Below are 12,956 nucleotides of genomic sequence, written 5' to 3'. Positions count from 1 at the left end.
TCAGTTCGTAGCTGTATGTGCCGACGGCGGTCGGCGTTACTTCGTAGCTACCGGAGGCGGGAAGTGCCGGATTCAGCAACTGATCACCTTGGCTGAGTGAATCACCCCGGTTTTCGCGGAGGCCATTTGGTTAAAGTAAAACGGGCTCCGCAGCCTGGATTGTGAGCTGCTGATAGTACCGTTGTTCAGCCTCGGCCGGCGGGATGTCTCCAATCGATTCCAGCAACCGCTGGTGATTGAACCAGGCCACCCATTCCAGTGTGGCCAGTTCGACGGCAGCCTTGGTCTTCCAGGGGCCGCGTTTGTGAATCACTTCGGCTTTGTACAACCCGTTGATGGCCTCGGCCAGCGCATTGTCGTAGGCGTCGCCTGTGTTGCCCACCGACGGATTGATACCCGCCTCGCCTAGTCGCTCGGAATAGCGAATTGACACGTATTGGGCCCCCCTGTCGGAGTGGTGAATCAGTCCATCGGATGGATCTGGTCGCCGGTCATACAAGGCCTGCTCCAGCGCATCAAGCACGAAGTCGGTGCTCATCGACGAGCTAGCCCGCCAACCCACAATCCGCTTGGCATAGGCGTCGATGACAAAAGCCACGTATAGCCATCCCTGCCAAGTCGATACATCGGTGAAATCGGCCACCCACAGGCGGTTGGGCTGATCGGCATGAAAGGCTCGGCGCACCAGGTCTCGCGGGCATGGCCTGGAGGCGTCCGGGGTGGTCGTACGCACCCGCTTGCCCCGGCGCACCCCTTCGATGCCCATGTGCCGCATCAAGCGCTCAACCGTGCAGCGGGCAATGGGCTTGCCTTTCTTGCGCATGTCATTCTGCAATTGTTTAATGATCTCTGGAGGGATGATCCACAGCCCTTGGTCCAGATCGAACTGATCGGGGGTGGCCAGGCGTAGTTCTCCCGTTCGCACGCCCGTCAGCAGCAGTAAACGAATGCCGAGCTTGGTGGTGATTGCGCCTCGGTATTGACGAATCTTTTGCAGCAGCGCCGGTACGTCCGGCAAGCGAAGAAATGGATTATGGGCGGCGGGCGGCTTGGGTACGGCCACCACATCGAGGTCCGACGCGGGATTACTCTCCAAACCTTCGATTTTTACCAGGGCATAGCGAAATAGCTGCTTGAACCAGATACGAACCTTCCCGGCGGTAGTGAGCGCTCCGCGCTGCTCGATTTTGGCGAGCACCTCCAGCAATTCGCCACGGCTGATGTTGTGGATTGGTATTTTCCCTAGGCTGGGCAGCACATCCTTACCGAAACTGCGCTTGATTTGAGATCGGGTGCTGTTGCGCCCCTCTTTGAGTTCCAGTTTGCGATGTTCGTACCACTGCAGGTACACGGCCTTGAACGTATGCCCATTGGCCAGGCATACGGCCTGACGCTTGAGCTTGCGATCCACCTTGGGGTTGATGCCCTTGGCCAGCAGGGCGCGCGCCTGGTCGCGCAAGGTTCGTGCATCGCGCAAGCCGACTTCCGGGTAGGTGCCAAGCGACATGCGCTTTTGCTTGCCCGCCCAGCAGTAGCGGAAATGCCAGGTCCGTCCTCCTTGCGAGGATACGGCCAGGGAGAGACCGTCGAGGTCGCCGAGCGTGTAGGCTTTGCCGACCGCCTTGGCTTGCCGAACCGCCATGTCTGAGAGTGCCATCGTTCCAGCTCCTAAGAGGAGTTAGGACTGAATCGTGGTCTCGGTCGCCGCTTTGGCCCAGCAACAATGCGGACTCGAACTCACCCAGATTGATAGGCCAGAAGATGGACTAAAAAATGGACTAAAAAGTCCTGGATGTGGGTGGATTCCAGTGGACGCCGCTGGAATGAAAAAGGGGCCAAATGCCCCTGTTTTCAACGACTTACAGACGTCAGTGGAAGTCTGTAGATCATAAATTGGAGCGGGAAACGAGTCTCGAACTCGCGACCTCAACCTTGGCAAGGTTGCGCTCTACCAACTGAGCTATTCCCGCGTTTTTAGCTATTCAGCTAAGCCTTGCATTTTAGAGCGTATTTTCATGTCTGTCAAATCGTCTGTTGAATCACAGGATTTTTCAAACCGGGCAGCAACGCTACTGAGAGCCGCTGTTGCCAACACGCAATCAAGCAAGAGGCAGAACTATAAGGCACGAAATCGGAGTCTGTCAAATCGCTTGCGGGCGGTGTGAAAGAGGCCTTGCGCGGTATGCTTACGCCTTTCTCCTTATCAGGCATTTCGCTTGTCACTGCACGCCATGTCCGCCTTGCCGCCCGTCTTTTTAGAGCAGGACCTGCACGCTTGCAACACCCTGGGCCTGCCGGCGCGCGCCGCCGTGGCCGCGCTGGAGGACGAGGCCGCCATCCCGGCGCTGTGCGCAGCCCTGGCGGCCGGGCAGAAGGGCGGGGATGCCGCCGCTCCGCTGTTCGTATTGGGTGGCGGCAGCAATCTGGTGATCGCCGCGCGGCCGCGCCGCCGCATCCTGCGCGTGGCGCTGCGCGGGATCCGTTTGTGGCGGGAAACCGCCGATCATTGGATCGTCGAGGCGGCCGCCGGGGAATCCTGGCATGGGTTCGTCGAGCACTGCCTGGCGCAGGGCTGGCCGGGGCTGGAAAACCTGGCGCTGATTCCCGGGACGGTGGGGGCGGCGCCGGTGCAGAACATCGGCGCCTATGGGCTCGAACTGGATCAGCGACTGCACTCGGTGGTGGCCTGGGATCTGCGGGCGGGCCGGGAATGCACGCTGCACCCGGCCGCCTGCGGCTTTTCCTATCGCGACAGCCTGTTCAAGCGCGATGGGGCGGGACGCTGGTTGATCGTGCGGGTGCGCTTCGCGTTGCCTAAGGCCTGGACGCCGCGCCTGGATTATCCGGATCTGCGCGACCACCCAGGGCTGCGGGAGGGCGTCGATGCCCGCAAGAATCCGTCTCCGCGCCAGATATTCGATGCGGTGTGTGAAATCCGCCGCCGCAAGCTGCCCGACCCGGCCGTGCAGGGCAATGCGGGCAGTTTCTTCAAGAACCCGGTGGTCGGGGCCGCGCAAGCGGCCGATCTCGAACGGCATTTTCCGGCGTTGCGGGCCTATCCGCAGGCCGATGGGCGGGTCAAGCTGGCGGCAGGCTGGCTGATCGAACAGGCGGGTTGGAAAGGCCGGCGCCTGGGGCCAGTGGGCATGCACGCGCGCCAGGCGCTGGTGCTGGTCAACCATGGCGGCGCGCAGGCGGCGGATGTGCTGGCCCTGGCGGATGCCGTGCGCGCCGACGTGCACAAAAAATTCGGGGTGGATCTGGAGCGGGAGCCTGTGATCCTGGATTGACGCTCAGCCCGGCCGCACGGCCCGGCACGCGGCCCCAAAAGACGAAGGGCCTCCGTCCAGCGCGGAGGCCCTTCGTCGTTCAGGCGGGCGGCTTTCAGGTGGCCAGCACATCCTGCATGTCGAACAGGCCGAATTCGCGGCGCGCCAGGTAGCGGGCGGCGCGCAGGCTGCCCTGGGCGTAGGTGGCGCGGCTGCTGGAGCGGTGGCTGATCTCGATGCGCTCGCCCGTGCCGCAGAAGTACACGGTGTGGTCGCCCACGATGTCGCCGCCGCGCATCACGGAAAAGCCGATGTGGCCGGTTTCTCGCGGGCCGGTATTGCCGTGGCGGGCCCAGTCGGCGATGTCGTCCAGCGGTTTGCCCCAGGCGCGCGCGACGGCCTCGCCCATGGCCAGGGCGGTGCCCGAGGGCGCATCGACCTTGTTGCGGTGATGAGCCTCGAAGACTTCGACGTCGTAGCCGCTGTTCAACAGCCGGGCGGCCATGTCCAGCAGCTTGAGCGTCGCGTTCACGCCCACGCTCATGTTGGGGGCGAAGACGATGGCGGTCTTTTGGGAGGCGGCGCGGATGGACTGCTTGCCCTCGGCATCGAAGCCGGTGGTGCCGATGACGCATTTGACGCCGTGCGCGACGCAGGCTTCCAGATGGGCGAGGGTGCCTTCAGGGCGGGTAAAGTCGATCAGGCAATCGGCCCCGGCCAGGGCGCCCAGGCTGTCGGTAATGCGGACTCCCGTGTCCACCCCGAGGAAAGCGCCGGCATCCTGGCCGATGGCCTCGTTGCCCGGACGGTCGAGCGCGACGGCCAGGGTGAGGTCCTGGGACTCCAGGACGGCCTGGATCAGCATGCGCCCCATGCGGCCCGAGGCGCCCGCAATGGCGATGCGCATTATGGTTGTTCCTCTTGGTTGGCGGTGCCGCCCGGACCCGTCTCGATGGTGGTTTGCGGCGTGACGCTCTGGCCGCTGGGCGACGCGGAGGTATCCAGGCCGGGGGATGCGGCTTGCTGGGCATCGCGTTCGGCGTCGGCCGACTGGATGGCCTCCTTGCCGCTGTCGGCCCTCTGGAAGGGCTGGCGATCGGGCTGTTCATCGCCCGTCCAGCGCGTCAACTGGTCGTTTTCGAACCAGACGGTGAATTTGCGCAGTTCGTCTTCGCCGTAGCCGGGCTGGTTGTAGTAGGGGTAATCCCAGCGTTCCGCGTGGAAGATATCCTGCAGCGTGGGCGTGCCCAGGATGAAGCGCACCTGGTCGCGGCTCATCCCGGTTTCGAGCCGGGCGACTTGTTCGGCGGTGATCCAGTTGCCTTGCTGGATGGTGGCTCGATAGGGGAAGCCCCAGTTGGTCGAGCCGCAGCCCGCGAGGCCCAGCGCCATGACGCTGGCGGCCAGGCGGAGAGTCAGCCTGTGGGAATGAGCGCTGGATCGGTTGTGCACGAAAGCCCCCGTGATCGGTTCAAGGGCTGCGCAGTCCGCAGCCGCTAAAACCGCTATCATAAAGGGAATTCGGATTTGCGCATGCGCAGGGCTGGATGCGGGGGGCTTGGGCCTTCTTGCCTTCCGCGGCATTCCTCGGGATACTTGACTCATGAACGATCAGATCGAACTCAAAAACATGGGCCTGAAGGCGACTTTTCCGCGCCTGAAGATTCTCGATGTATTCCGCAAGGCGGAAACCCGTCACCACAGCGCCGAAGACGTCTACCGCGCCTTGATCGCCGAGGACGTCGATATCGGCCTGGCCACCGTGTATCGCGTGCTGACCCAGTTCGAGCAGGCGGGCATCCTGCTGCGCAGCCAGTTCGATGGCGGCAAGGCGGTGTTCGAGCTGAACGACGGCGATCACCACGATCACCTGATCTGCACCAACTGCGGCCGGGTGGTGGAATTCTCCGATGCGGAAATCGAAAAACGCCAGCACAAGGTGGCCAAGGACAACGGTTTCACGCTCGAAAGCCACAGCATGATGCTCTACGGCATCTGCCCCAAGTGCACGGCCGCCAAGAAAGCCTGACCACGGGTGTGCGGCCCGCCGCGCCGGCCCCGGCGCGGATTTCAGTGCGCCTGGCCTGAGGCCAGCATTTCGCGCGCATGCGCGCGCGTGGCGTCGGTCATCTTCAGGCCGCCCAGCATGCGGGCGATTTCTTCTGTGCGCGATGATTCGTCCAGCGGCCGGATGGCCGACAGCGTCTGCCCTGCGCGGGTGGCCTTGCTGACTTGGAAATGGCGCGCGGCGCAGGCCGCGACCTGAGGCAGGTGCGTGACGCACAAGACTTGATGGCGCGCGCCCAGTTCGCGCAGCAGGCGGCCGACGACCTCGGCCACGGCGCCGCCGATGCCGGCGTCCACTTCGTCGAAGATCAGGGTGGGCACGCGTGCCGCCTGGCTGGCGATGACCGACAGGGCCAGGGAAATGCGGGCCAGTTCGCCGCCGGAGGCGACGCGTGACAGCGGCCGGGGCGGCACGCCGGCATGGCCGGCCACCAGGAATTCGACGGTTTCCAGGCCCTGCGCCGAGGGTTTGCTGTCCGCCAGGGCGATGTCGAAGACGCCGCCGTCCATGGACAGGGTTTGCATGGCGGCCGTGACCTGCGCGGCGAGTTGAACGGCGGTGGCCCGACGCGCAGCGCCCAAGGCGCGTGCCAGATCCATGTACCGGGATTCGGCCTGTTGGCAGGCGTGCTTCAGCGCTTCGAGATCCTGGCCGGCTTCAGCCTGGCGCAGTTGAACCTGCAGCGCCTCGTGATGCTCGGTCAAGGCTTCGGGTTCGATGTGGAAGCGGCGGGCGGCTTCGAACATGCGGCTCATGCGGGCATCCGCCTGGGCCAGCGCTTCCGGGTCGGGTTCCAGCCGGTCGGCGTAGGCGTTCAGGCCCGACACGGTTTCCGCGCACAGGATGCGGGCCGATTCCAGTGTCTGGCAGTGCTCCTCCAGCGAGGGGTCGTGCCGCACCAGGGATTGCAGCGACTGGATGGCGACGTGCAGGGCCTGCGCCACCGAGCCCGATTCGCCGTCCAGCGCCTCGACGGCCTGGCCGGCGCCAGCCAGCAGGGCCTGCGCATGCGCCAGACGGGATTGGCGAGCGCACAGGTCCGGCCATTCGCCGGGCTCGGGGGCCAGTTCGTCCAGCCAGGCCACGTCCGCGGCCAGCCGCTCCACCAGGGCGGCCCGGCCTGCCGCATCGGTGCGGGCGGCATCCAGCGCCGCCTGCGCCTGGCGCCAGTCCGCCCAGGCTTGCTGCAGCGCGCGCGCCTGCCCGGCGTGTCCCCCCTGGGTGTCCAGCAGTTCGCGCTGGCTGGCGGGCTGCAGCAGGCTTTGATGGGCGTGCTGGCCGTGGATGTCGACCAGCAGGGCGCCCAGGTCGCGCAGTTGGGCCAGCGTGGCCGGCACGCCGTTGATCCAGGCTTTGCTGCGGCCTTGAGGGTCGATCACACGGCGCAGGATCAGTTCCGGGCCTTCCAAGGCCTGGTCGGCCAGCCAGCCTGCGGCGGATTCGGGCGCGTCGAAGACGGCGCTGATGTCGGCGCGCGGGGCGCCCTGACGGATCAGGGCGGCGTCGCCCCGGCCGCCCAGGGCCAGCGCCAGCGCATCGATCAGAATCGATTTGCCCGCCCCGGTTTCGCCGGAAAAGACGGTGAAACCGGCATCGAAGGCGATGTCGGCCTGGTCGACGATGACGAAATCGCGGATGTGCAGGGCGCGCAGCATGGGCTCGGTGATGGTTGGGCCGGCGGCCCTATTGATCGGGTTCGTCCCAGGGGTGCAGCATGCGGTTCCAGTTCAGCTTGCTGCGCAGGGTGGAAAAATAGCTGTAGCCCTGGGGGTGCAGGAAGCGGACGCGGTGCGGGCTGCGGCGCACGTCGATGCGGTCGCCTTCCTGACAGTTGGACAGGGCCTGCATGTCGAAGTGGATGCTGGCGCCCGATTCCACCCGGCCCAGGGCGCTGATGGTGATGTTCAGCACGCTGTCGTCGGGCAGGGTGATGGGCCGGTTCGACAAGGTTTGCGGTGCCACGGGCACCAGCACCAGGGCGTTGACCTGGGGGTGCAGGATCGGCCCGCCGGCCGACAGGGCGTAGGCCGTCGATCCCGTGGGCGTGGCGATGATCAGGCCGTCGGCGCGCTGGCTGTGCATGAAGGCGCCGTTGCATTCGACGCGTAGTTCGATCATGCCGCCGCGCCCGGCGCGGTTGATGATGACGTCGTTCAGCGCCAGGCCCGAGAAGATCGTTTCGTCGCCGCGCATCACGCGGCCTTCGAGGAGGATGCGTTCATCCTGGACGAAGGCGCCGTTGAGGATGCGGGTGATGGCCTCGTCGGCGCTGCCCAGGGGAATGTCGGTGATGAAACCCAGGCGGCCGTGGTTGATGCCGATCATGGCCACGCCCGAGGTGGCCAGTTGCCGCGCCGCCGCCAGCATGGTGCCGTCGCCGCCCATGATGATGGCCAGATCGGCGCGCGCGCCGATGTCTTCGTACGAGGCCAGCGGGAAATCGTCGACGCCGGTGTTGCGGCCCGTTTCGGCCTCGATCAGGACATCGCGCCCCGCCTCGGACAGGACCTTGCCCAGCCGGCGCAGGGGGGCGTCCATGCCGCTATCCTGGTGGCGGCCGATCAGCGCGACGGTCTTGAAATGCATGGGCGGGGGCTCTCCCGGAAATTAATGGAATAATAGGCGTATCCGATTATAGGGGGATGAGTCCGGACACGGGGCAGTCCCTGCGGACTGCCCCGTGCCTGACGAATCCGAGCGCCTTGCAAGGCGCGAGGTGGAGAGATGTGGCAATTGGGGAGGGTTCCCGTGCCTGACGAGTATTAGCCAAACAGGGCGTTAAACCATGGATGATCGAGCCAAGACCTTGCTGAAGGCGCTGGTCGAACGCTACATTGCGGACGGCCAGCCCGTGGGGTCGCGCACCCTTTCGAAAGTCTTCGACCTTTCACCGGCCACGATTCGCAACGTCATGGCCGACCTGGAGGACCTGGGTCTGATCCACAGCCCGCACACCTCGGCGGGCCGCGTGCCCACGCCCCGCGGCTACCGGATGTTCGTCGACAGTCTGCTGACGGCCAGGCCCTACGAACTCAGTCCCTCCCTGTGCATCGAGGACTGTCTGCCCGCGGCCGAGCCCGGCCGCGCCGTGACCGCCGCGGCTTCGCTGCTGTCGAACCTGTCGCAGTTCGCGGGCGTGGTGCTCACGCCCAAGCGCACCCAGGTATTCCGCCACATCGAATTCATCCGCCTGTCCGACCGGCGCGTGCTGCTCATCATCGTCACGCCCAACGGCGACGTGCAGAACCGCATCCTGTTCGTTTCGCGCGAATACTCCGAGGTCGAGCTGCTGGAGGCCTCCAATTTCTTCAACCGGCAGTTCTCGGGCAAATCCTTCCATGCGGTCCGCCAGGCGCTGGCCGACGAGCTTGACACGCTGCGCACGGATATTTCCCGGTTGATGCAGCAGGCGGTGGACGCCGGCCTGGACTCCGCCGACACGGACGACGAGGCCGTGGTCATCTCCGGCGAAGGCAAGCTGCTGGACGTCTCGGAAATGACGGCCGACATGGATCGGTTGCGCCGCCTGTTCCAGTTGTTCGAGCAGAAGACCGATCTGCTGCACCTGCTCGATGTTTCCAGCCGGGCTCAGGGCGTGCAGATCTACATCGGCGGCGATTCCCGGCTGGTGCCGCTGGACGACGTCTCGGTCATCACCGCCCCCTACGGGGTCGATGGCCAGGTGATCGGCACGCTGGGCGTCATTGGCCCCAGCCGCATGGCCTACGACCGCGTCATCCCCATTGTCGACATTACGGCGCGCATGTTGTCCAACGCACTCGGCCAGGCGGTTTCATGAGCCGTTTTCTCTCTGAAGTTCACGATCCCCGGGCGCTGGATCCCGAAGCGCCCGATCCCGGGCGCGGGCCGCTGGGCGTTCTGCTGATCAACCTGGGCACGCCCGACGCGCCGACCCCGGCGGCCGTGCGGCGCTACCTGGGCGAGTTTCTGTCCGATCCTCGCGTGGTCGAGCTGCCTGCCGCGCTGTGGCAGGTGATCCTGCGTCTGTTCGTCCTCACCCGGCGGCCTGCCGCCGTCGCCCCCAAGTACGCCCAGGTCTGGCTCGACCGGGGATCGCCCCTGCTGGTGCACAGCCAGGATCTGGCCGATGCCGTGGCGGCCTCTTTGCGCGACCGGGGCCTGGATGTGCGGGTCGGGCTTGCCATGCGCTATGGCCGGCCGGTTCTGGCGGATGCCCTGGATGCCTTGCGCGCCGCCGGCTGCGGCCGCATCCTGGCGGTGCCGATGTACCCTCAATATGCCGCCAGCACCACGGCCACGGCCGTGGATGCGGTCAATGCGCACCTGGCCCGGCTGCGCCACCAGCCCACCTTGCGTTTTCTGGATCGTTTCCCGACGGACGACGCCTATGTGGATGCGCTGCACCGTGCGGTGCGCGCCCACTGGGACCAGGCCGGCAAGCCGGACCGGCTGCTGCTCAGCTTTCACGGCCTGCCCCAGCAGTCGGTGCGCAAGGGCGATCCTTATTTCCGCGATTGCCATCAGACCGCCCGCGCCTTGCGCGCCCGTCTCGGCGCCGACGGCGACCGGCTGCATGTCGCCTTCCAGAGCCGCTTCGGGGCGGCGCCCTGGCTGCAGCCCTACACTCAGCCCACGCTAGAATCCTGGGGGCGGGAAGGCGTCGGCACGGTGGATCTGATGTGCCCGGGGTTTCTGGCGGATTGCCTGGAGACCCTGGAGGAAATCGACATGGGCTGCCGCGAGGCCTTCCTGAAGGCGGGCGGCCGCGCTTTCCGCTACATTCCCTGTCTCAATGCCGACCCTGACTGGGCGCGGGATTTCGCCGCCCTGATCGCCGACAATCTGGCCGGCTGGACGTGACGGCCCATCGGGCGCCTCTGTGCGCCGGGCTCCGGGCATCGTATCCGGGGCGCCTTCGAGGCCGGGGCGGTTCCGTCCCGGACATCCGCCGTCCCGGGGCTTGAAGAACGCGCGCCCCGTCCTCATCTACCCCCTTGTTCACCCATTTTCAGTATTGGAGATTTCACCATGTCGGCTCCCCAGGAAGACTTGGACCCGCAAGCCGCGCCGAGCGCCGAAACCCAGGCCGCCGGCCAGAACCCGACTGATGCCGCCGCGCCGGCCGCCGAGCAGCCGGGCGAAGACCTTGCCGTGCTGCTGGAAGAAGCCCAGAAGCAGGTTGCCGATTATCATGATCAGTTGCTGCGTGCGCATGCCGAAGTCGAGAACGTCCGCCGCCGGGCCCAGGACGACGTGGCCAAGGCCCGCAAGTTCGGCACGGAGTCCTTTGCCGAGAGCCTGATCCCCGTGCGCGACAGTCTGGAAGCCGCACTGGCCCTGGAAAACCAAACCGCCGAGGATTGGAAGGCGGGCGTCGAGGCCACGCTGCGGCAGTTGAACGCAGCCTTCGAGCGCAACCAGATGCGCGAAATCGCCCCGGCGCCCGGCGACGCTTTCGACCCGCACCGCCACCAGGCGATCTCCAACGTGCCGTCCGAGCATCCCCAGGGCGCCGTCGTCCAGATGCTGCAGAAGGGCTATCTGATTGCCGATCGCGTGCTGCGCCCGGCGCTGGTCATGGTGTCGGCGGGCCCTGCCGCGGACAACGCCGGCTCTTGAAACAAGCCCCGGCAACCCCATATTCGAATCATCGGCGGGCGCAGCGCCCGCCCACTTATTCAAACATCAACAGGATCCAACATGAGCAAGATCATCGGCATCGACCTGGGCACGACCAACAGCTGCGTCGCAGTACTGGACGGTTCCAAGGTCAAGATCATTGAAAACTCCGAAGGCACCCGCACCACGCCTTCCATCGTCGCCTACATGCAGGACGGCGAAATCCTGGTGGGCGCTCCGGCAAAGCGCCAGGCCGTCACCAATCCGAAGAACACCATCTTCGCGGTCAAGCGCCTGATCGGCCGCAAGTTCGACGAGAAGGCCGTGCAAAAGGACATCGACCTGATGCCCTACCGGATCATCAAGGCGGACAACGGCGATGCCTGGGTCGAGGCGCAGGACAAGAAGCTTGCGCCCCCGCAGGTGTCCGCCGACATTCTCCGCAAGATGAAGAAGACCGCCGAGGACTATCTGGGCGAGGAAATCACCGAGGCCGTGATCACGGTGCCGGCCTACTTCAACGACAGCCAGCGCCAGGCCACCAAGGATGCCGGGCGCATCGCCGGCCTGGACGTCAAGCGCATCATCAACGAGCCGACCGCGGCGGCCCTGGCCTTCGGCCTGGACAAGTCCGAACGCGGCGACCGCAAGATCGTCGTCTATGACCTGGGCGGCGGGACTTTCGACGTGTCCATCATCGAAATCGCGGACGTGGACGGCGAAAAGCAGTTCGAAGTGCTGTCGACCAACGGCGATACCTTCCTGGGCGGCGAAGACTTCGACCAGCGCATCATCGAATACATCATCGCCGAGTTCAAGAAGGAATCGGGCGCCGACCTGTCCAAGGATGTGCTGGCGCTGCAGCGCCTGAAGGAAGCCGCCGAGAAGGCCAAGATCGAGCTGTCCTCCACGCAGCAAACCGAGATCAACCTGCCGTACATCACGGCCGATGCCTCCGGTCCCAAGCACCTGAACCTGAAGATCACCCGCTCCAAGCTGGAAGCGCTGGTCGAGGAACTGATCGAACGCACGATCGAACCCTGCCGCGTGGCCATCAAGGACGCCGGCGTGAAGGTTTCCGACATCGATGACGTGATCCTGGTCGGCGGCATGACCCGCATGCCCAAGGTCCAGGAGAAGGTCAAGGAATTCTTCGGCCGCGATCCGCGCAAGGACGTGAACCCCGACGAAGCCGTGGCCGCCGGCGCCGCGATCCAGGGCTCCGTGCTGTCGGGCGACCGCAAGGACGTGCTGCTGCTGGATGTGACGCCGCTGTCCCTGGGGATCGAGACCCTGGGTGGTGTCATGACCAAGATGATCAAGAAGAACACCACCATCCCGACGCGTTTCTCGCAGGTGTTCTCCACGGCCGACGACAACCAGCCGGCCGTGACGATCAAGGTCTACCAGGGCGAGCGCGAAGTCGCCGCGGGCAACAAGGCGCTGGGCGAGTTCAACCTCGAAGGCATCCCGCCTGCGCCGCGCGGCCTGCCGCAGATCGAGGTCACTTTCGACATCGACGCCAATGGCATCCTGCACGTGTCCGCCAAGGACAAGGGCACCGGCAAGGAAAACAAGATCACGATCAAGGCCAGCTCCGGGCTGACCGAGGACGAGATCGAGCGCATGGTGAAGGATGCCGAGGCCAACGCCGAGGAAGACCACCGCATTGCAGAGCTGGCGCTGGCGCGCAACCAGGCCGATGGCCTGGTCCACGCCACGCGCAAATCCCTGACGGAATATGGCGACAAGCTCGAAGCCGCCGAAAAGGAAGCCATCGAATCGGCGATCAAGGACCTGGAAGAAGCCATCAAGGGCGACGACAAGGCCGCCATCGACGCCAAGGTCGAGGCCCTGTCCACCGCTTCGCAGAAGCTCGGCGAGAAGATGTACGCCGACATGCAGGCCAAGCAGGCGGCCGAGGGAGCGGCTGCCGCCGAAGGCGCCAAGCCGGTGGACGACGATGTCGTCGATGCCGACTTCAAGGAAGTGAAGCGCGACTGATCGCCGGCCGCCCC

Annotated in this window: 10 protein-coding genes, 1 tRNA gene and 2 pseudogenes; 6 read left to right on the top strand and 7 right to left on the bottom strand. The window is 65.4% G+C overall.

Annotated elements, in window-relative coordinates; translation table 11 throughout:
- Positions 1-130 precede the first annotated feature (130 nt).
- The 3 genes and pseudogenes from ABRZ00_RS01355 to ABRZ00_RS01345 all read right to left on the bottom strand — a co-directional run.
- Positions 131-844: pseudogene (locus ABRZ00_RS01355) on the bottom strand (IS3 family transposase); the annotation flags it as partial.
- 567 nt (positions 845-1,411) lie between these two features.
- Positions 1,412-1,642 (bottom strand): annotated as a pseudogene (locus tag ABRZ00_RS01350) (Arm DNA-binding domain-containing protein); the annotation flags it as partial.
- 252 nt (positions 1,643-1,894) lie between these two features.
- Positions 1,895-1,970: transfer RNA gene (locus tag ABRZ00_RS01345), tRNA-Gly, on the bottom strand.
- Positions 1,971-2,216: 246 nt separating this feature from the next.
- On the opposite strand from ABRZ00_RS01345, the gene murB reads away from it, so the two are divergent.
- Positions 2,217-3,290 (top strand): UDP-N-acetylmuramate dehydrogenase, encoded by a 1,074-nt coding sequence (gene murB, locus ABRZ00_RS01340; protein WP_368641403.1) that lies wholly within the window; start codon positions 2,217-2,219, stop codon positions 3,288-3,290.
- A 94-nt stretch (positions 3,291-3,384) separates the two neighbouring features.
- On the opposite strand, the gene dapB is transcribed toward murB, so the two are convergent.
- Both dapB and ABRZ00_RS01330 read right to left on the bottom strand, forming a co-directional pair.
- Positions 3,385-4,176 carry a 4-hydroxy-tetrahydrodipicolinate reductase gene (dapB, locus tag ABRZ00_RS01335; RefSeq protein ID WP_368641404.1) on the bottom strand — a complete coding sequence of 264 codons (792 nt, stop codon included), beginning with the start codon at positions 4,174-4,176 and terminating at the stop codon, positions 3,385-3,387.
- Positions 4,176-4,661: an outer membrane protein assembly factor BamE gene (locus tag ABRZ00_RS01330; protein ID WP_343835933.1), complete on the bottom strand. Its 486-nt coding sequence runs from the start codon at positions 4,659-4,661 to the stop codon at positions 4,176-4,178. Before ABRZ00_RS01330 ends, dapB begins: the two co-directional genes overlap by 1 nt.
- A 211-nt stretch (positions 4,662-4,872) precedes the next feature.
- Here ABRZ00_RS01330 and fur point away from each other — a divergent pair, with 211 nt between their 5' ends.
- Complete coding sequence (gene fur, locus ABRZ00_RS01325; RefSeq protein WP_343835762.1) at positions 4,873-5,298, top strand: ferric iron uptake transcriptional regulator; 426 nt, start codon at positions 4,873-4,875, stop codon at positions 5,296-5,298.
- A 41-nt stretch (positions 5,299-5,339) separates the two neighbouring features.
- On the opposite strand, the gene recN is transcribed toward fur, so the two are convergent.
- Both recN and ABRZ00_RS01315 read right to left on the bottom strand, forming a co-directional pair.
- The gene (gene recN, locus ABRZ00_RS01320) at positions 5,340-6,992 is read right to left on the bottom strand and encodes a DNA repair protein RecN (protein ID WP_368641405.1); all 1,653 of its coding nucleotides are present in this window, start codon (positions 6,990-6,992) and stop codon (positions 5,340-5,342) included.
- A gap of 28 nt (positions 6,993-7,020) precedes the next feature.
- Positions 7,021-7,923, bottom strand: a complete 903-nt coding sequence (locus ABRZ00_RS01315) for an NAD kinase (RefSeq protein ID WP_368641406.1) — start codon at positions 7,921-7,923, stop codon at positions 7,021-7,023.
- A 199-nt stretch (positions 7,924-8,122) separates the two neighbouring features.
- Between ABRZ00_RS01315 and hrcA the strand changes: the two genes are divergently transcribed.
- From hrcA to dnaK, 4 genes are all read left to right on the top strand, one after another.
- Positions 8,123-9,136 (top strand): heat-inducible transcriptional repressor HrcA, encoded by a 1,014-nt coding sequence (gene hrcA, locus ABRZ00_RS01310; protein WP_343835758.1) that lies wholly within the window; start codon positions 8,123-8,125, stop codon positions 9,134-9,136.
- Positions 9,133-10,179 (top strand): ferrochelatase, encoded by a 1,047-nt coding sequence (hemH, locus tag ABRZ00_RS01305; protein WP_368641407.1) that lies wholly within the window; start codon positions 9,133-9,135, stop codon positions 10,177-10,179. Before hrcA ends, hemH begins: the two co-directional genes overlap by 4 nt.
- Positions 10,180-10,347: 168 nt before the next feature.
- Positions 10,348-10,938 (top strand): nucleotide exchange factor GrpE, encoded by a 591-nt coding sequence (gene grpE, locus ABRZ00_RS01300; RefSeq protein ID WP_368641408.1) that lies wholly within the window; start codon positions 10,348-10,350, stop codon positions 10,936-10,938.
- Between the two features lie 81 nt (positions 10,939-11,019).
- Positions 11,020-12,942: a molecular chaperone DnaK gene (dnaK, locus tag ABRZ00_RS01295; RefSeq protein WP_343835754.1), complete on the top strand. Its 1,923-nt coding sequence runs from the start codon at positions 11,020-11,022 to the stop codon at positions 12,940-12,942.
- Positions 12,943-12,956 lie beyond the last annotated feature (14 nt).

This window comes from Castellaniella ginsengisoli, assembly GCF_040955415.1.
GTDB lineage: Bacteria > Pseudomonadota > Gammaproteobacteria > Burkholderiales > Burkholderiaceae_B > Castellaniella > Castellaniella ginsengisoli.
This window is presented reverse-complemented; position numbering and strand designations above follow the sequence as displayed.

Excerpts from the sequence above, each read along its gene's own strand:
- dapB (WP_368641404.1), bottom strand. The coding sequence starts at position 4,176 with ATGCGCATCGCCATTGCGGGCGCCTCGGGCCGCATGGGGCGCATGCTG.
- ABRZ00_RS01330 (WP_343835933.1), bottom strand. The coding sequence starts at position 4,661 with ATGGCGCTGGGCCTCGCGGGCTGCGGCTCGACCAACTGGGGCTTCCCC.
- fur (WP_343835762.1), top strand. The coding sequence starts at position 4,873 with ATGAACGATCAGATCGAACTCAAAAACATGGGCCTGAAGGCGACTTTT.
- recN (WP_368641405.1), bottom strand. The coding sequence starts at position 6,992 with ATGCTGCGCGCCCTGCACATCCGCGATTTCGTCATCGTCGACCAGGCC.
- ABRZ00_RS01315 (WP_368641406.1), bottom strand. The coding sequence starts at position 7,923 with ATGCATTTCAAGACCGTCGCGCTGATCGGCCGCCACCAGGATAGCGGC.
- hrcA (WP_343835758.1), top strand. The coding sequence starts at position 8,123 with ATGGATGATCGAGCCAAGACCTTGCTGAAGGCGCTGGTCGAACGCTAC.
- hemH (WP_368641407.1), top strand. The coding sequence starts at position 9,133 with ATGAGCCGTTTTCTCTCTGAAGTTCACGATCCCCGGGCGCTGGATCCC.
- grpE (WP_368641408.1), top strand. The coding sequence starts at position 10,348 with ATGTCGGCTCCCCAGGAAGACTTGGACCCGCAAGCCGCGCCGAGCGCC.
- dnaK (WP_343835754.1), top strand. The coding sequence starts at position 11,020 with ATGAGCAAGATCATCGGCATCGACCTGGGCACGACCAACAGCTGCGTC.